16 protein-coding genes are annotated in these 17,957 nt (G+C 64.7%); 6 read left to right on the top strand and 10 right to left on the bottom strand.

All coding sequences use genetic code 11. The annotated features are described in order from the left end of the window. Positions 1-239: 239 nt before the first annotated feature. From OZ911_RS26660 to gshB, 10 genes are all read right to left on the bottom strand, one after another. The gene (locus OZ911_RS26660; RefSeq protein ID WP_016489550.1) at positions 240-617 is read right to left on the bottom strand and encodes a gamma-butyrobetaine hydroxylase family protein; all 378 of its coding nucleotides are present in this window, start codon (positions 615-617) and stop codon (positions 240-242) included. A gap of 188 nt (positions 618-805) precedes the next feature. Further along, the gene (gene hslU / locus OZ911_RS26655) at positions 806-2,149 is read right to left on the bottom strand and encodes an ATP-dependent protease ATPase subunit HslU (RefSeq protein WP_016489549.1); all 1,344 of its coding nucleotides are present in this window, start codon (positions 2,147-2,149) and stop codon (positions 806-808) included. 76 nt (positions 2,150-2,225) lie between these two features. Then, positions 2,226-2,756 carry an ATP-dependent protease subunit HslV gene (gene hslV, locus OZ911_RS26650; protein WP_003249309.1) on the bottom strand — a complete coding sequence of 177 codons (531 nt, stop codon included), beginning with the start codon at positions 2,754-2,756 and terminating at the stop codon, positions 2,226-2,228. A gap of 212 nt (positions 2,757-2,968) precedes the next feature. Beyond that, positions 2,969-4,240, bottom strand: a complete 1,272-nt coding sequence (locus OZ911_RS26645; protein ID WP_016489548.1) for a dihydroorotase — start codon at positions 4,238-4,240, stop codon at positions 2,969-2,971. Further along, entirely contained in the window at positions 4,237-5,241 is a 1,005-nt protein-coding gene (locus tag OZ911_RS26640) for an aspartate carbamoyltransferase catalytic subunit (RefSeq protein ID WP_008099987.1), read from the bottom strand. Before OZ911_RS26640 ends, OZ911_RS26645 begins: the two co-directional genes overlap by 4 nt. Before the next feature lie 12 nt (positions 5,242-5,253). Continuing rightward, a complete protein-coding gene (pyrR, locus tag OZ911_RS26635; RefSeq protein ID WP_016489547.1) occupies positions 5,254-5,772 on the bottom strand; it encodes a bifunctional pyr operon transcriptional regulator/uracil phosphoribosyltransferase PyrR in 519 nt (172 codons plus the stop codon). A gap of 49 nt (positions 5,773-5,821) precedes the next feature. After that, positions 5,822-6,247 carry a Holliday junction resolvase RuvX gene (gene ruvX, locus OZ911_RS26630; RefSeq protein ID WP_016489546.1) on the bottom strand — a complete coding sequence of 142 codons (426 nt, stop codon included), beginning with the start codon at positions 6,245-6,247 and terminating at the stop codon, positions 5,822-5,824. Continuing rightward, a complete protein-coding gene (locus OZ911_RS26625; protein WP_016489545.1) occupies positions 6,247-6,816 on the bottom strand; it encodes a YqgE/AlgH family protein in 570 nt (189 codons plus the stop codon). Before OZ911_RS26625 ends, ruvX begins: the two co-directional genes overlap by 1 nt. Before the next feature lie 137 nt (positions 6,817-6,953). Next, the gene (locus OZ911_RS26620) at positions 6,954-7,859 is read right to left on the bottom strand and encodes an energy transducer TonB (protein WP_016489544.1); all 906 of its coding nucleotides are present in this window, start codon (positions 7,857-7,859) and stop codon (positions 6,954-6,956) included. 91 nt (positions 7,860-7,950) lie between these two features. Next, positions 7,951-8,904 (bottom strand): glutathione synthase, encoded by a 954-nt coding sequence (gene gshB / locus OZ911_RS26615; RefSeq protein WP_070086474.1) that lies wholly within the window; start codon positions 8,902-8,904, stop codon positions 7,951-7,953. A 152-nt stretch (positions 8,905-9,056) separates the two neighbouring features. Between gshB and OZ911_RS26610 the strand changes: the two genes are divergently transcribed. The 6 genes from OZ911_RS26610 to OZ911_RS26585 are packed head-to-tail and all read left to right on the top strand — an operon-like array spanning position 9,057 to position 17,924. Then, positions 9,057-9,458 (top strand): response regulator, encoded by a 402-nt coding sequence (locus OZ911_RS26610; protein WP_016501972.1) that lies wholly within the window; start codon positions 9,057-9,059, stop codon positions 9,456-9,458. A gap of 47 nt (positions 9,459-9,505) precedes the next feature. Then, positions 9,506-9,871 (top strand): twitching motility response regulator PilH, encoded by a 366-nt coding sequence (gene pilH / locus OZ911_RS26605; protein WP_016489541.1) that lies wholly within the window; start codon positions 9,506-9,508, stop codon positions 9,869-9,871. Then, on the top strand, positions 9,868-10,422 hold the full coding sequence (locus tag OZ911_RS26600; RefSeq protein WP_016489540.1) for a chemotaxis protein CheW: 555 nt from the start codon (positions 9,868-9,870) through the stop codon (positions 10,420-10,422). Before pilH ends, OZ911_RS26600 begins: the two co-directional genes overlap by 4 nt. 47 nt (positions 10,423-10,469) lie before the next feature. Continuing rightward, positions 10,470-12,494 carry a methyl-accepting chemotaxis protein gene (locus tag OZ911_RS26595; RefSeq protein WP_224372594.1) on the top strand — a complete coding sequence of 675 codons (2,025 nt, stop codon included), beginning with the start codon at positions 10,470-10,472 and terminating at the stop codon, positions 12,492-12,494. 23 nt (positions 12,495-12,517) lie between these two features. Then, complete coding sequence (locus OZ911_RS26590) at positions 12,518-17,458, top strand: hybrid sensor histidine kinase/response regulator (RefSeq protein ID WP_070086475.1); 4,941 nt, start codon at positions 12,518-12,520, stop codon at positions 17,456-17,458. Continuing rightward, positions 17,451-17,924, top strand: coding sequence for a chemotaxis protein CheW (locus OZ911_RS26585; RefSeq protein WP_016489537.1), 474 nt, complete (start codon positions 17,451-17,453; stop codon positions 17,922-17,924). The genes OZ911_RS26590 and OZ911_RS26585 overlap by 8 nt, the downstream gene beginning before the upstream one ends. Positions 17,925-17,957: the final 33 nt, after the last annotated feature.

Here is a 17,957-nt window from a genome sequence, read left to right as displayed (position 1 = left end):
ACCGGTTGCTGTGGCGGGGGCACAGCCCTGAGCCCGGTACTGCTACTCGGGTGACCAGTGATAAGGAACAGCGGTGCTGCGGGGGTTCTGACTGCCTGCAAAGTGATGCAGGGAACTTGCCACACCCATTGGTTACCCGACTTTCATGTAATGCGCAAGACAGCCCTTCACTGGGCTGTCTGTAAGTCATTCAAACAGATGAATTTAGAAAATGCGCTCTAAACCCTGAAGACCTTGCGCTAGAGCATGAGTTTGACCACCGATTCGGCCGGGTCGCGGGATTTTCCGGCCTTGTGCAGCTCGTCGAGGTATTCGGCCCACAGCTGTTCCTGGCGCAGACACAGCTGTTCCAGGTATTCCCAGGTGAACAGGCCGCTGTCATGGCCGTCGTCGAAGGTCAGTTTCAGTGCATATTGGCCGGCAGGCTCCAGGCCGACCAGGCCGACGTTGATCTTGCCGAACTGCAGGATGGGGTTGCCGTGGCCCTGGACCTCGGCGGAGGGGGAGTGCACGCGCAGGAGTTCGGCGGGCAGGTGGTAGACCTCGCCGGGGGCGTAGGTGAGGGTGAGGGTTTTCGAGGCTTTGTGCAGGTTGATGGCGGTGGGCAGGCGGGCCATGGGCAGAATCTCTCGGGAGCTGATGATGCACAGCTTCGGGACATTCTGGGGATTGTGCAAGGGGGCTGCTTTGCAGCCCAGTCGCCGGCAAGCCAGCGCCCACAGGTACTCCACAGCATTCAGGATTGTGATAATCCTGTGGGGGCTGGCTTGCCGGCGATTGGGCCGCACAGCGGCCCCCTGCGGTCTTACAGAATGTAACGCGACAGGTCTTCGTTCTGCGCCAGTTCACCCAGGTGGCTGTTCACATACGCAGCGTCGATCTGGATTGGCGTTTCGTCATGTGCGCTGGCCAGGTCGCCGGCGCTGAACGACACTTCTTCGAGCAAACGCTCAAGCAGTGTGTGCAGGCGACGGGCACCGATGTTTTCGGTCTTTTCGTTGACCTGGTAGGCAATCTCGGCCAGGCGCTTGATGCCGTCGGCGATGAACTCGATGTTCAGGCCTTCGGTTTTCAACAGGGCCTGGTACTGCTCGGTCAGCGAAGCGTGCGGCTCTTGCAGGATGCGCTCGAAGTCTTCCGGGGTCAGTGCCTTGAGTTCGACACGGATCGGCAGGCGGCCTTGCAGCTCGGGCACCAGGTCGCTCGGCTTGCTCAGGTGGAACGCACCCGAGGCAATGAACAGGATATGGTCGGTCTTGACCATGCCCAGCTTGGTGTTGACGGTGCAGCCCTCGATCAGCGGCAGCAGGTCGCGCTGTACGCCTTCACGGGACACATCGGCGCCGCCAACATTGCCGCGCTTGGCAACCTTGTCGATTTCGTCGATGAACACGATACCGTGCTGCTCGACTGCTTCCAGGGCCTTGGCCTTGAGCTCTTCCTCATTGACCAGGCGGCTCGCTTCTTCATCGCGAACCATCTTCAGCGCCTCTTTCACCTTCAGCTTGCGCGCCTTGCGCTTGCCTTTGCCCATGTTGGCAAACAGGCTCTGCAGCTGATTGGTCATTTCTTCCATGCCGGGCGGCGCGGCAATTTCGACGCCCACGGCATCGGCCACTTCGATTTCGATTTCCTTGTCGTCCAGCTGGCCTTCACGCAGGCGTTTGCGGAAGAGCTGGCGGGTGTTGGAATCGCTGCTGGTCTGCGCGGCTTCCTCGCTGAAGCTGGTCACCCGCGCCTGCGGCAGCAGGGCATCGAGGATACGGTCTTCGGCGGCGTCTTCGGCGCGGTGGCGCACGCGGATGATTTCCTGCTCGCGCAGCATCTTCAGCGCGGCGTCGGCCAAGTCACGGATGATCGACTCGACGTCGCGGCCCACGTAGCCCACTTCAGTGAACTTGGTGGCTTCGACCTTGAGGAATGGTGCGTTGGCCAGCTTGGCCAGACGACGGGCGATTTCGGTCTTGCCGACACCGGTAGGGCCGATCATCAGGATGTTCTTGGGGGTCACTTCGGCACGCAGCTCGACAGGCAGCTGCATCCGGCGCCAGCGGTTGCGCAGGGCAATGGCCACGGCGCGCTTGGCGTCGTCCTGGCCGATGATGTGGCGGTTGAGTTCGTGGACGATCTCGCGGGGGGTCATGGACATGATCAATAGGGTCCTTGGGCAGATGAGTCAGCGTGGAAAAGCCCCTTCACCGGGAAGAGGCGCCAGAGCAGCTGAATCAGTCGGCCAGGTCCTGCTCCTCGATGGTCAGGTTGTGGTTGGTGAACACGCAGATGTCGCCGGCGATGTTCAGGGCGGTTTCAGCGATTTCACGGGCCGAGAGGTCGGTCTTGTTCAGCAGGGCGCGGGCTGCGGCCTGGGCATAGGCGCCGCCGGAACCCATGGCGATCAGGCCATCTTCGGGTTCGACCACGTCACCGTTACCGGTGATGATCAGGGAGGCATCCTTGTTGGCCACGGCCAGCATGGCTTCCAGGCGGCTCAGGGAGCGGTCGGTACGCCATTCCTTGGCCAGTTCGACGGCAGCGCGGACCAGGTGGCCCTGGTGTTTCTCCAGCTGGCCTTCGAAGCGCTCGAACAGGGTGAACGCATCGGCTGTGGCACCGGCGAAGCCGGCGATGACCTGGCCGTGGTACAGGCGGCGCACTTTCTTGGCGTTGCCTTTCATCACGGTATTGCCGAGGGAAACCTGGCCGTCGCCGCCCATGACGACTTTGCCGTTACGGCGGACAGAAACGATGGTGGTCAAGGGGAGAGTCTCCACGCAGCGGGGCGAAAGTGCCTGATGCAGACTCATATGGGGGTGGGGTGAAAGATTTCAACCGGGGGGGATGAATGGTTAATGCTCTCCAGCACAGGCCTGATCGCCAGCAAGCCAGCTCCCACAGGTCATCACAGGGCTTGAGGGCAGTGATTTCCTGTGGGAGCTGGCTTGCCGGCGATGGGGCCTGTGAGGGTTACTCAGGCCTCGTGGCAGATGTGGCCATCGACCAAGGTATAACGCACCGCACCCGGCAGGCAGTGGCCGATGAACGGGCAGTTCTCGCCCCGCGACAACCACTGCTCGCCAGCCACTGTCGAGGCCTGTGGGTCGAACAGCACCAGGTCAGCTGCGCCACCCACCTTCAGCTCGCCCGCCGGCAGGCGCAGGGCGGCTGCCGGGCCGCTGCTTAGGCGGGCCAGCAAAGTTGGCAGGTCGAGCAGGCCGTCCTGCACCAGGGTCATGGCCAGTGGCAGCAACAGCTCGACGCTGCTGATACCCGGCTCGGTGGCACCGAACGGTGCCAGCTTGGCGTCGCGCTCGTGCGGCTGGTGATGGCTGGAAATCGCCTGGATCACGCCCGATTTGACTGCGGCGCGCAGGCCATCCCGGTCTTTGGCAGTGCGCAGCGGTGGCTGCACGTGGTACAGGCTGGAAAACTCGCGCAGCGACTCATCGGTGAGTATCAGCTGGTACAGCGCCACATCGGCGGTCACCGGCAGGCCGAGCTCCTGCGCCTGGGCAATCAGCTGTGCACCACGGGCGCTGGTGATCTGGCTGAAGTGCGCACGCACACCGGTCTGTTCCACCAGCAGCAGGTTGCGCGCCAGGGCCACGGTTTCTGCGGTTTCCGGGATGCCCGGCAGGCCGAGGAAACTGGCCATGGCACCTTCATGGGCCAGGCCGCCTTGGGCCAGGTCACGGTCCTGGGAGTGGAACACCACGGTCAGGTCGAAGGTGGCGGCGTACTCCAGGGCGCGGGCCAGGGTCCGGTTGTTGGGGATTTGTTTCAGGCCGTTGCCGAAGGCCACGCAACCGGTATCGCGCAGGGCCACCAGCTCGGCCAGTTGCTCGCCTTCAAGGCCTTTGGTCAGGGCGCCGATCGGGTACACCTTGCTGTTGGCGGCCTCACGGGCGCGGTCCAGGATCAGTTCGGCCACCGCCGAGGTGTCCAGCACCGGCTTGGTCTGCGGCGGGCAGCACAGGCTGGTGACACCGCCGGCAACGGCAGCGCGGGTTTCGCTGGCGATGTTGCCTTTGCGGCTGTAACCCGGCTCACGCAGGGACACGCCAAGGTCGACCAGGCCCGGTGCGGCGACCAGGCCATCGGCCTGTATCGTACGGCTGGCGCTGAAACCGGCCGGTGCGGCGCCAATGGCGGCAATGCGGCCACCGTCCAGGTGCAGGTCGGTCACCTGATCCAGGCCGGTCGTGGGATCGATGACCCGGGCGCCAAGAATGCTGATGGTCACTGGGCGTTCTCCTGGTCGAATTGACGTTGTGCGTTCTGCCCGCTCATGGCCATGGACAGCACGGCCATGCGCACGGCGATGCCGTAGGTGACCTGGTTGAGGATCACCGAGTGTTTGCCGTCGGCCACCGCTGATTCGATTTCCACGCCCCGGTTGATCGGGCCCGGGTGCATGACGATGGCATCAGGCTTGGCCCCGGCCAGGCGCGCGGTGGTCAGGCCGAACAGGCGGTAGAACTCGCCTTCGCTGGGCAGCAGGCCGCCGGCCATGCGCTCACGCTGCAGGCGCAGCATGATCACCACGTCGACATCCTTCAGGCCTTCGGCCAAGTCGGTGTAGACCTTCACGCCGTACTGTTCGATGCCGATCGGGATCAGGGTTTTCGGGCCGATCACGCGGATGTCCGGGCAACCCAGCGCTTTGAGCGCCAGCATGTCGGAGCGCGCCACGCGCGAGTGCAGAATGTCGCCGACGATGGCCACCGAGAGGTTTTCGAAGCTGCCTTTGTGGCGGCGAATGGTCAGCATGTCGAGCATGCCCTGGGTCGGGTGCGCGTGGCGGCCATCACCGCCATTGATCACGGCGACATCCGGGCACACGTGCTCGGCGATGAAGTGCGCGGCGCCGGAGTCGGAATGGCGCACCACGAACATGTCGGCCGCCATGGCCTCGAGGTTGCGCAGGGTGTCGAACAGTGTCTCGCCCTTGCTGGTCGAGGAGGTCGACACGTTCAGGCTGATCACGTCGGCCGACAGGCGCTGGGCTGCCAGTTCGAAGGTGGTGCGGGTGCGGGTCGAGTTCTCGAAGAACACGTTGCACACGGTCTTGCCGCGCAGCAACGGGACTTTCTTCACGGCCCGGGCACCGACTTCCAGGAAGGAGTCGGCGGTGTCGAGGATCTCGGTGAGCAGTTCGCGGGGCAAACCGTCGAGCGAGAGGAAGTGGCGCAGCTGGCCCTGATCATTGAGCTGCAGCGGGCGCTTGGCGTCGATTGGCGTCATCGCGGGGGACTCTTAAAGGGCGGAAGCGGAGGCGAGGTCCTGGCGCTCGAGGGCGAGCGGTGCGGGTCCGGTCAATTTTACCCGTTCATGGGCGGCCAGCGACAGGGTGGCACCGAGCACATTCGGACGGATCGGCAATTCGCCGGCGTCCAGGTCCAGCAGGCAGACCAGGGTGACGCTGGCCGGGCGGCCGTAATCGAACAGTTCGTTGAGCGCCGCGCGGATGGTGCGACCGCTCATCAGTACATCATCCACCAGCACCAGGTGCTGGCCCTCGACCTCGAACGGCAGCTCGGACGGGCGCACTTGTGGGTGCAGGCCGTTCTGGCTGAAGTCGTCGCGGTAGAACGAGACGTCCAGGGTGCCCATCGGGCTGCTGTCGCCCATGGCTTCCTGCAGGGCCTGGGCAACCCAGACACCGCCGGTGCGGATACCGATGTAACGGGGCTCGGTGATTGCCCGGCGCGCCAGGTGGGCACGAAGGTCGACAGCCATCTGCCGAATCAGGTCGGCGGGATTGGGTAGGCTCATTGCGGGCTCCTCGGAAGGGGGCGCCGGGCGGGCCCGGCGGCAAAGATGATCAGGTATTGGCCTCCAGCCAGCCTTGCAGCAACAGGGCGGCGGCGATGGCATCGACCGGGTTGTCGCGGTAGCTGCCGCGCTGGCCGCCACGGGCCATGCGTTCGCCTTTGGCTTCGAAGGTGGTCAGGCGTTCGTCGTGGGTATGAACCGGCAGGTTGAAACGGCCGTTAAGGCGGCGGGCGAACTTCTCGGCGCGGGCGCTCATTTCGCTGGGTGTGCCGTCCATGTTCAACGGCAGGCCGACGACAATGGCATCGGGTTTCCACTCATTGATGAGCTTTTCCACCTGAGCCCAGTCCGGCACGCCGTTCTGCGCCTTCAGGGTGCACAGCTCGCGTGCCTGCCCGGTGATCACCTGGCCGACGGCCACGCCAATCTGTTTGCTGCCGTAGTCGAAACCCAGCAAGAGGCGTAGTTCGGCCATCAGGCGTGGCCCGCCTGGCTGGTCAGCAAGTGCAGGTTGATCCCCAGGCTGGCGGCCGCTGCTTCAAGGCGCAGGTCGCTGGCCCGGTCAAAGATGATTTGCGCGTCGAACGGGCAGTTGAGCCAGGCGTTGTCGGCCAGTTCCGCTTCCAGCTGGCCCGCCTCCCAGCCGGCATAACCCAGTGTGATCAGGCTCTGTTTCGGGCCTACCCCTGCGGCAATCGCAAGCAACACATCCTGCGATGTGCTCAGTGACAGCCCTTCCAGGGCCACGGTGGCCTGGAAGCTGCATTCGCTGCTGTGCAGCACGAAGCCGCGATCGGTCTGCACCGGGCCGCCCTGGTAGATCGGCACCTGCAGGGTGCTGGCCGGCGGCGTTTCGTCCGGGCGCAGCTGCTCGAGGATGTCGGCCAGGCTCAGTTCCTGCGGCCGGTTGACCACCAGGCCCATGGCGCCATGTTCATTGTGCTCGACAATGTACGTGAGGGTCTGGGCGAAGTTCGGATCGGCCATGTGCGGCATGGCGATCAGGAACTGGTGCTTGAGATAGCTCGGGGCGAGGGTTTTCATGGGGATAGTGTGGCGCCAGGCGGCGAGGCTGACAAGGTGCGGATTTGTGTCGCTTGGTTGGCGGCTGTCTTGAGGTTTTTGGCGCTTATGAGATCGAGCGCCACCGCATATAGCAAGCCCTACACCGAGGCCCTGAGTCAGTTGCTGGACAAACGGTCCCCACGGGCAAAGCGCCAGGTGCGGATGATCTCCAGCCGGTCAAACTCGGCCAAATCCCCGGTGAACGGTGCAAACGGCGCTGCCAGCCGCACGATGCGTTGCGCTGCCTGGTCCAGCACCTGCTGCCCGGACGATTCCAGTACCAGCACTTCGTACAGCGATCCATCGCGGTTGATCGACACCATCATGCGCAAGTTGCCGTAGATCTGTTGCCGACGTGCTTCGTCGGGGTAGTTCAGGTTGCCCACCCGTTCGACCTTCTTGCGCCACTCTTCCTTGTACCAGGCGCCCTTGTCGCGCATGGTCGAGGCGGCGTTCAGGCGGTGGATGCGCGGGCGCTTGGCGTACATCTGCTGTTCGTTGGACAGCTCCGCCTCCAGGCTGGCGATCTGGCTGGACAGCTGCGAGCTGTCGAAGTCTGGCGCGGGCGCCGCCGGCTTGGGCTGTGCCTTGCTTTCCTTGGGCTTGGGTTCGACCTTCTGCGGCTTGGGCGCAGTCGTTACTACCGCCGACTTTTGTGGGGTAGGGGGGGGTACCACCTCGGGCCTGGCGGCGGGTGGCGGGGTGATCTTGTTGATCTTGCTGTCCTGGAACGGCGCCAGTTCGGTGGTGGTGGGCACCGCTTTCTTGTCCAGCGTGCCGCTGCCCTGCTGGTTTTCCTGAGCCTGGAAATCGGCCTTCTCGGGCGCTTTCTCGCTCTTGAAGGTGGCCAGGGTGATGTCCATGGTGTGGCGGATTTCGGCAGGCTTGACCACGGTAAAGCCGACGCCAAGAATCAGCGCCAGGTGCACCAGGGCAGCCAGGAACAGGGTAAAGCCGAGCCGGTCCACCGGGCGAACACGGGGCGGCAGCAGGTCGGAGGGGATGTCAGCGGGCAGCGTCATCAGGTATCCAGCAACTGCAGGGCGGGGCAGCAGCTCAGTCGATTAGGACCGGCATCATACCCCACTCTGCGGTTTAGCTTCGCGTTGGCTGTCAGCGCGCCTTGAGCTTGCGATCAATGGCATCCATCAATTTGCCACCGATATCGGTGTTGTAGGCAGCATCGATCTCGCGGATGCAGGTGGGGCTGGTGACGTTGATTTCGGTGAGGTAGTCGCCGATCACGTCCAGGCCCACGAACAACAGGCCCTTCTCGCGCAGGGTCGGGCCGACCTGGGCGGCAATCCAGCGGTCGCGCTCGGTCAGCGGGCGCGCTTCGCCATGCCCGCCAGCGGCCAGGTTGCCACGGGTTTCGCCGCTGGCCGGAATACGCGCCAGGCAATAGTCCACCGGCTCGCCATCAATCATCAGGATGCGTTTGTCGCCGTCCTTGATCGCCGGCAGGTAGGCCTGGGCCATGATCTGCTGGGTGCCCAGCGCGGTCAGGGTTTCCAGGATCACCGACAGGTTGGGGTCGCCAGCCCGGTGGCGGAAGATCGACGTGCCGCCCATGCCATCCAGTGGCTTGAGGATCACGTCAACATGCTTGGCCGCGAATTCGCGAATGATGTCCGGGCGGCGGCTGACCAAGGTTGGGGTGGTGCACTGCGGGAACAGCGTGGCGAACATTTTTTCGTTGCAGTCGCGCAGGCTCTGCGGGCGGTTGACCACCAGCACCCCTTCATTCTCGGCCTGCTCCAGCAGGTAGGTGCTGTAGACGAACTCCATGTCGAAGGGCGGGTCCTTGCGCATCAGGATCACGTCCAGCTCGGCCAGCGGGCTGTCCTGCTCCTCGCCCAGCTCGAACCAGTGCGCCGGGTCGGCAAACACCTTCAGCGGGCGCATGCGGGCGCGGGCCTTGCTTTCGCCCTGGTACAGGTCTTGCTGTTCCATGTAGAACAGGCTCCAGCCGCGTGCCTGGGCGGCCAGCAGCATGGCCAGCGAACTGTCCTTCTTGTAGGAGATGGACGCGATGGGGTCCATGACAATGCCGAGGCGAACGCTCATGGGGTGGTTCCTCTTGGCGGCAGGTGGCCGCGATGGCGAAAGAAAAGTGGCTCAGGGTGGCGCCGCGAACGCCGCCGGTCAAGGGGCGGCGCAGATGGAATGGCCACCCGGAGTATGCTAAAAGTGCAGCTAATTTCCATTGGTAGGCGTCTATGGAACAACCCCTGAAGGTGATGGTGATCGACGATTCGCGCACGATCCGCCGCACCGCCCAGATGTTGCTCGGTGAAGCGGGCTGCGAGGTGATCACCGCCAGCGATGGCTTCGATGCCCTGGCCAAGATCGTCGACCACCAGCCCAGCATCATCTTCGTTGATGTGCTGATGCCGCGCCTGGACGGCTACCAGACCTGCGCCGTGATCAAGCACAACAGTGCTTTCAAGGACACCCCGGTGATCCTGCTGTCGTCGCGCGATGGCCTGTTCGACAAGGCCCGCGGCCGGGTGGTCGGCTCTGATCAGTTCCTGACCAAACCGTTCAGCAAGGAAGAGCTGCTCGACGCGATCCGCGCCCACGTGCCCGGGTTTACCGCGCCTCCACAACACGCACCCTGACCGCGCCCCGCCATGGCACGGCCTTACTTTCCTGATGGGGAAACAGCATGGCCCGAGTTCTGATTGTCGACGACTCGCCGACAGAGATGTACAAATTGGCCGGATGGCTTGAAAAGCACGGTCATGAGGTGCTCAAAGCCAGCAACGGTGCCGATGGCGTGGCGCTGGCGCGTCAGGCAAAGCCCGATGCAGTGTTGATGGATATCGTCATGCCTGTTCTCAACGGCTTTCAGGCCACCCGGCAATTGAGCAAGGACCCCGAGACCAGCGCCATTCCAGTATTGGTCGTTACCACCAAAGACCAGGAAACCGATCGCATCTGGGCAAAACGCCAGGGTGCGAGGGGTTTCGTGACCAAGCCCGTGGAAGAAGACGACCTGATCGCCAAGCTCAAAGAAGTGCTGGGCGCTTGACCACCCGCCCGCAAGGCGCGTCGCTGACCGCCTTCGAGCTGTTGCTGGACATTGACCGGCGCTGCCGCCTGCTGGTTGCCGACCAACCGCCGCAAGACAACCGCCTGCAACAGTGGAGCGGTATCGGTTTTCGCATTGCCGGGCAGTGGTTTGTCGCGCCCATGGGCGAGGTGGCCGAGGTGCTGCGTGAACCGCGCAGCAGCCGCGTCCCCGGTGTGCAGCCATGGGTGTGCGGGGTAGCCAACCTGCGCGGCCGGTTGTTGCCGGTGATGGACCTGAGCAGCTTCTTCGGCCTGGGCCACGCCGCCCCGGGCAAGCAACGGCGGGTACTGGTGCTGGACCACGAGGCCCTGTTCGTCGGCCTGCTGGTGGACGAGGTACTGGGCTTGCAGCACTTTGACCTGGACAGCCTGCAGCTGTCGCCGCCGCAGCCACTGCTGCGCGCCGCTGCTCGTTTTGTGCAGGGGCATTTCCCGCGTGAACGCAATTGGGCGATCTTCAGCCCCTTCGCCCTGGCCCAGGCGCCGGGCTTTCTCGATGTGGCGTTATAGGACCTGCGAACGTGAACAAGCCTGCCACCTCCGTTACCGCGACCACCGTGAGCCCGCGTACCCGCAGCATCGCGCAGATCACTGTGCTGTTTTTGATCCTGATCCTGTCGATCATCCTGTTGTTCGCCAACTTCGCGTACCTGAACACCCAATCCAATTACGACAAGCAGTACATCGGCCATGCCGGGGAACTGCGGGTGCTGTCGCAACGCATCGCCAAGAACGCCACTGAAGCCGCCACCGGCAAGGCCCTTGCATTCAAGCTGCTGTCGGATGCGCGCAACGATTTTGAGCGGCGCTGGGGCTACCTGCGCCAGGGTGACAAGTCCACCGGGCTGCCGCCCGCGCCGCCCACGGTGCGTGACGAGATGGAATCGGTACGCCGCGACTGGGAAAACCTGCGCAAGAACACCGACACCATCCTGGCCAGCGAGCAGACCGTGCTGTCGCTGCACCAGGTGGCGGCGACGCTGGCCGAAACCGTGCCGCAGTTGCAGGTGGAATACGAGAAGGTGGTTGAGATCCTGCTGCAAAGCGGCGCCCCGGCCAACCAGGTGGCGGTGGCCCAGCGCCAGTTGTTGCTGGCCGAGCGCATCCTCGGTTCGGTCAACACTGTGCTGGCCGGTGACGATGCCGCAGCCCAGGCGGCCGACGCTTTTGGCCGTGATGCCGGCCGCTTTGGCCAGGTGCTGGAGGGCATGCTCAGCGGCAACGCGGCAATCCAGATAACCCGCGTCGAAGACGCCGACGCCCGCGCGCGGCTGGCGGAAATCGCCGAACTGTTCCAGTTCGTCGCCGGTTCTGTGGATGAAATCCTCGAAACCTCGCCCGAACTGTTCCGCGTGCGCGAAGCTGCCGGCAACATCTTCAGCCTGTCGCAAACCCTGCTCGACGAAGCGTCGCACCTGGCCAACGGTTTCGAGAACCTGGCCGGCGGGCGCACCCTCGATACTGTGGGCGGCTATGCCCTGGGCGTGCTGGCGCTGGCCTCGATCATTCTCATCGGCCTGGTCATGGTGCGCACCACCAACCGCCAGCTGCGTGAAACGGCGGAAAAGAACGAACGCAACCAGCAGGCGATCATGCGCCTGCTCGACGAAATCGAAGAGCTGGCCGATGGCGACCTGACCGTGACCGTATCGGTAACCGAAGACTTTACCGGCGCCATTGCCGACTCGATCAACTATTCCGTAGACCAGCTGCGCGACCTTGTGGCCACCATCAACCACAGCGCCGTGCAGGTGGCCGCAGCCGTGCAGGACACGCAAAACACCGCTCGCCAGCTGGCCAAGGCCTCCGAGCACCAGGCCGAGCAGATCAGCGAGGCCTCCGAAGCCGTCGGCGACATGGTCGAGTCGATCGACCGGGTATCCGCGCATGCTTACGAATCGGCCAAGGTGGCCGAACGCTCGGTGGCCATCGCCAACAAGGGTAACGAGGTGGTGCACAACACCATCAATGGCATGGACAACATTCGCGAGCAGATCCAGGACACCGCCAAGCGGATCAAGCGCCTGGGTGAGTCTTCTCAGGAAATCGGCGACATTGTCAGCCTGATCGACGATATTGCCGACCAGACCAACATCCTTGCCCTTAACGCGGCGATCCAGGCTTCGCTGGCCGGTGAGGCCGGCCGTGGGTTTGCCGTGGTCGCCGACGAGGTGCAGCGCCTGGCCGAACGCTCGTCATCGGCTACCCGCCAGATAGAGGCGCTGGTGCGCACCATCCAGGCCGACACCAACGAGGCCGTCATCTCCATGGAGCAGACCACCGCCGAAGTGGTGCGCGGCGCCCGCCTGGCCCAGGATGCCGGCGTGGCGCTGGCCGAAATCGAAGGCGTATCGCAGAACCTGGCCGACCTGATCCACAGCATCTCCGACGCTGCCCAGTTGCAGACCTCGTCGGCCGGGCAGATCTCACACACCATGGCGGTCATCCAGCAGATTACCGCGCAGACCTCCGCCGGCTCCGGGGCCACTGCCGACAGCATCCGCCACCTGGCCCGCATGGCCAGCGAGATGCGCCGTTCGGTGTCCGGCTTCACCCTGCCGCCACCTGCCGAGCCCAAGTGAAGCGCCGCGTTGAGGAAGTGACAATGGCATCTGTTGCTGTAAGCCCCGAGCGCCACGACACGGTGGCGCTGGCCTGGACCAAGGCTGCCATCCTCGACTGCCTGGGCCAGGCGCGTCAGGCGCTGGAGCGTTTCGCCGGCGAGCCAGGTGACCTGTCGATACTCGCCTTTGTGGTCGACAACCTGCACCAGGTGCATGGCTGCCTGCGCATGCTCGAGCTGCGAGGTGCGACGCGTCTGGCCGAAGAACTGGAGCTGTTCGCCAAGGCCATGGCCGACGGCCAGGTGAGCCCACGGGGTGATTGCCTGGGTGCGCTGTTCCGGGGCCTGGAGCAGTTGCCCTCATACCTTGAGCGCTTGCGCGGTGCACGCCACGACCTGCCATTGGTGATGCTGCCGCTGCTCAACCAGCTGCGCGCCTGCCGTGGCATCGAGCCGCTGGCCCAGGCCAGCCTGATCAGCGGTGCTGCGCAGCGCTTTGCCGGCTCTGACGACCTGGCCAACCTCGACCTCTCGCTGGGCAACTGGCGCGAACAGTTGCAGGCCGGGCCGGGCCGCGATGCCCTGCGCTCGGTGGTGACCGCACTGTGCGACGACCTTATGCGCATCAAGGAGCGCCTGGACCAGTTCGTGCGCAGCGACCGCCAGCACAGCGAGCAGCTTGATGCCCTGCTGGCGCCGCTGCGCCACGTGGCTGATACGCTGGCTGTACTGGGCTTCCAGCAACCACGGCGGGTGATCATCGACCAGGTGTTGGCGCTGCAGGCCCTGGCTCAGGGCGAACGAGCCGTGGACGACGCGGTGTTGATGGATGTAGCGGGCGCCTTGTTGTATGTGGAAGCCTCCCTGAATGGCATGGTCGGCCCACTGGAGGAAAACGGCCAGGCCGGCCTGCCAGGCTCGGACCTGGCCGAGATACGCCAGCTGGTGCTGAACGAATCGCTGAACGTGTTGCAGCAGGCCAAGGACCTGATCGGTGACTATGTGGAGTCCGACTGGCCCCGGCAGCGCCTGCAGCCCTTGCCAGGGCTGTTGCAGCAGGTTCGCGGGGCCTTGGCCATGTTGATGCTGCCCGCCGTGGCCGAGCTGCTTGCCGGCTGTGCAAGCTATGTGCAGCGTTGGTTGCAGCACCTGGAGGAGGAGCCGCCTGCCGACGAGCTGACCCACCTGGCCGAGGCCCTCAGCGCCGCTGAATGCTACCTGCAGTGGCGGGTGGCCGACCCGCTGGCGGATGGCCAGCCGTTCATCGACATGGCGTGTGCCAGCCTGGCGGCGTTGGGTGTGCACTGTGCGCAGGCGGATGCCCGAGCGGGCCTGGATGCCAATGGCGATGGCATCGATGACGAACTGCGCGAGGTGTTTCTCGAGGAAGCGGGCGAGTTGCTGCCGGAAATCGAGCGCCACTGGCTGCGCTGGCGTGCCGATAACCAGCAGCGCGGGGCGCTGGGGGAAGTGCGCCGTGCGCTGCATACCCTCAAAGGCAGTGGCCGCATGGTGCATGCCGAGGCGGTGGCCGAACTTGCCTGGGGCGCCGAGCACCTGCTGAACCGGGTGCTGGAGGGCCGCAGCGCGCTCAGCCCGGAAGGCGTGGTGGCCCTGCAACAGGTGTTCGTCCATTTGCCCGATCTGCTGGCGGACTTTGCCACCGGCCAGCTGCCGCAATTGACCGAAATCGAACAACTGGCCGGGCACCTGCATGCCCTGGCTGAAAACGATGCACCGGCGGCCAGTATCGATGGCCTTGAGCCGCAGTTGCTGGATATCTTCCGCAGTGAGGCGCAGGGCCACCTGGCCAGCCTTGATGATTTCCTGCAGGGCGCCGACGGCCACGACACGCCGGTCAGCGATGGCCTGCAACGTGCCCTGCACACGCTCAAGGGCAGTGCCGCCATGGCCGGGGTGATGCCGATCGCTGAGCTGGCCACCGCCTTCGACCGCCTGGCCCGTGAATACAAGGGCCATCAGTTGCCACTGCAAATGGCCGAGATCGAATGGCTGGAAGCCGCGCGCTCGCTGTTCCATCTGGGCCTGGCGCAACTCGACAGCACACCACTGGCCGCCATCCCTGGCGCCGCGGAGCTGATCGAAGCGGTTGGCCAGGCAGTCGATAGCCGCCTGGCCAGCGGGCATGACGACCCGCAGCATGCCCGGCGTAGCAAGCGCGACCCGCAGCTGGTTGCCAGTTTTCTGGCCCAGGCCATGGACATTCTGCTTGATGCCGAGTCGTTGTTGTCGCGCTGGCAGCAACAGCCCGGCCAGCGCGACGCGCTGGATACCCTGCTCGACCAGATGACCAGCCTGGGCCATGCCGCGCACCTGGCCGACTTGTGGCAGATGGATGACGTGTGCGAGGCCTTGCTCGATCTGTATGGCGCCGTGGAAGAGGGCAGCCTGCCAGCCGATGCACGCTTTTTCGCCCACACGCAGCGGGCCCATGAGGCACTGCTGGACATGCTCGACGAAGTAGCGGCGGGGCAGGACATCGTGTCACGCCCGGAACTGGTCGATGGCCTGCGCACGCTGCTGGACCAGGCATTGGCACCGGATGCCACCGGCCTGGTGGGCATCGACAAGGTGACACCGCTGCACCCGGACATGGACCTGAGCGGTACTTTGGGGCTGTCGCATGACCCTTCGCTGCCAGAGGTGGGTGAGCCACTGCCAGACGAGCCGGAAAGCCCAGGCGAAGAGTTGCTGGAAGTGTTCCTCGAAGAAAGCTCGGACATTGTCGAGAGCGCCGCTGCCGCCCTGGCGCGCTGGCAGGCCGACCCGCGTAGCAGCGTCGAGGTGGACAACCTGATGCGCGACCTGCACACCCTGAAGGGTGTGGCGCGCATGGTTGAAATTGCCCCCATCGGTGACCTGGCACACGAACTGGAATTTCTGTACGAGCTGCTGGCTGCCGGGCGTTTGCCGCCGAGCCCGCCACTGTTCGCGCTGTTGCAGAATTGCCATGATCGCCTGGCGCACATGCTGGATGCCGTACGCCTGGGGCAGCCGTTGCATGCGGCCACGGCACTGATCGACTATATCCGTAACTTCAGCAGCGCAGCCCTGACCGACAGTGCGGCCGGCCAAGGGCCTGTCGAGGCAGCCGCCAGCGAGTTGCCGGCGGCAGCGCCAGAGCGGGCCGCAGGCGACATGGTCAAGGTTGATGCCGAGTTGCTCGATGACCTGGGCAACCTGGCTGGCGAGCACTCGATCATTCGTGGGCGCATCGAGCAGCAGGTCAACGATGCGCAGTTCGCCCTCAACGAGATGGAAACCACCCTGGAGCGCATGCGCGACCAGTTGCTGCGCCTGGATAACGAGACCCAGGGGCGGATCTCCAGCCGGCAGCCGTTCGAAGGCGATGCCTACGACGACTTCGATCCCCTGGAAATGGACCGCCATTCGCAGTTGCAGCAATTGTCGCGGGCCTTGTTCGAGTCTGCCTCGGACTTGCTCGACCTGAAGGAAACCCTGGCCCAACGCGCCCAGGAGGCCTACAGCCTTCTGCAGCAGCAGGCCAGGGTGAACAGCCAGTTGCAGGAAGGCCTGACCGCCACTTTAATGGTGCCCTTCGAACGCCTGGTGCCACGCCTGCAGCGTGTGGTGCGGCAGGTGGCCAGCGAACTGGGCAAGCAGGTGGAACTGGTGGTCGGCAACGCCGAGGGCGAACTGGACCGCAGTGTGCTCGAGCGCATGGTCGCACCGCTGGAGCACATGCTGCGCAACGCTGTCGACCATGGCCTGGAAAGCCGCGAAGCACGGCTGGCCGCTGGCAAGCCGGAGCAGGGCACCATCCACCTGAATTTGCTGCACGAAGGTGCCGATATCGTTATCGAAATGACTGACGACGGTGCCGGTGTGCCACTCGACGCGGTACGGCGCAAGGCCATCAAGCGCGGCCTGCTGGATCCGCACGCAGACTTGAGCGATCACGAGATCCTGCAGTTCATCCTGCGCCCGGGGTTTTCCACCGCCGAGAAGATCACCCAGATTTCCGGGCGCGGTCTGGGCATGGACGTGGTGCACGAGGAGGTCAAGCAGCTCGGTGGCTCTATGAGCATCGAGTCGGCCCAGGGCAAGGGTGCACGCTTCTTGATCCGGCTGCCGTTCACCGTATCGATCAACCGTGCGCTGATGGTGCACCTGGGCGAAGAGCAGTACGCCATCCCGCTCAATACCATCGAGGGCATTGTCCGCGTGCCGCCGGCAGAGCTCGCAGCGTGCTATCAGCTGGACACGCCGCGCTATGTCTACGGCGGCCACGAATACGAGCTGCGTTACCTGGGCGAGTTGCTGCAAGGTGTGCCGCGCCCCGCGCTGCTGGGGCAGAGCGTGCCGTTGCCAGTGCTGCTGGTGCATTCCAAGGAGCAGTCGTTCGCCATCCAGGCCGACAGCCTGTCGCCCAGCCGCGAGATCGTGGTGAAGAGCCTGGGGCCACAGTTTGCTGCGGTGGCCGGGTTATCGGGGGCGACATTGCTGGGTGACGGGCGGGTCGTGCTGATTCTCGACCTGCTCGGCCAGCTGCGCGGCCAGCAGCGGCGCCTGGCACGTTTGCCCGGCGGCGAAGCCCAGCGCCAACTGCTCGGCCCGGCGCCGCGGCGTGCGTTGCTGGTGATGGTGGTGGATGACTCGGTGACCGTGCGCAAAGTCACCAGCCGCCTGCTGGAACGCCACGGCATGAGCGTGCTGACGGCCAAGGACGGGGTTGATGCCATGGCCCTGCTGGAAGACCACCGCCCCGACGTGTTGCTGCTGGACATCGAAATGCCGCGCATGGACGGCTTCGAGGTGGCCACACGCATTCGCCGTGACGAGCGGCTGAAAGACCTGCCCATCATCATGATCACCTCGCGCACCGGGCAGAAGCACCGCGACCGTGCCATGGCCATCGGCGTCAACGAATACCTGGGCAAACCGTACCAGGAGTCGCTGCTGTTGCAGAGTATCGCCCATTGGAGCCAGCCCCATGCTTGAACTGATTTCCGGCCAGCGCAGCAGCCTGACCGGGCTGTTGCTGCCTTTGGGTGATCGCACCCTGGTGCTGCCCAACGTGGCGGTGGCTGAGTTGAGCGGGCAGCGCAACCTGGTGTGCCAGCCCGGCGACCCCGCCTGGCACCTGGGCTGGATCGACTGGCGGCAGCAGCGCCTGCCGCTGATCGGCTTCGAGGCGGCGTGTGGGGGTGAAACCCCGTGCGGTGAGCGGGCCCGGGTAGTCGTGCTCAACGCACTGGGTGATACCGGCCTGCGCTACCTGGCGCTGTTGCTGCAAGACATCCCGCGCTCGTGCAAGCTCGACAGCCAGCTGAACTACGTGGACGTGGCGCTGGGCAGGCTGGAGCTGGCGGCGGTGCAGGTGGGCGAGCAGGTGGCTCGGGTGCCGGACCTGGTTGCACTGGAAAGGCTGGTGCGTGACGCGGATCTGCAACCTGACCTTGGCTAGGATGATGCTTGTGCGGGCCTCTTCGCGGGCAAG

The sequence above is a fragment of the Pseudomonas fortuita genome (assembly GCF_026898135.2).
GTDB classification, from domain to species: Bacteria; Pseudomonadota; Gammaproteobacteria; order Pseudomonadales; family Pseudomonadaceae; genus Aquipseudomonas; species Aquipseudomonas fortuita.
Note: the sequence above shows the minus strand (reverse complement) of the source record. Positions and strands in the feature narration are given on the sequence as shown.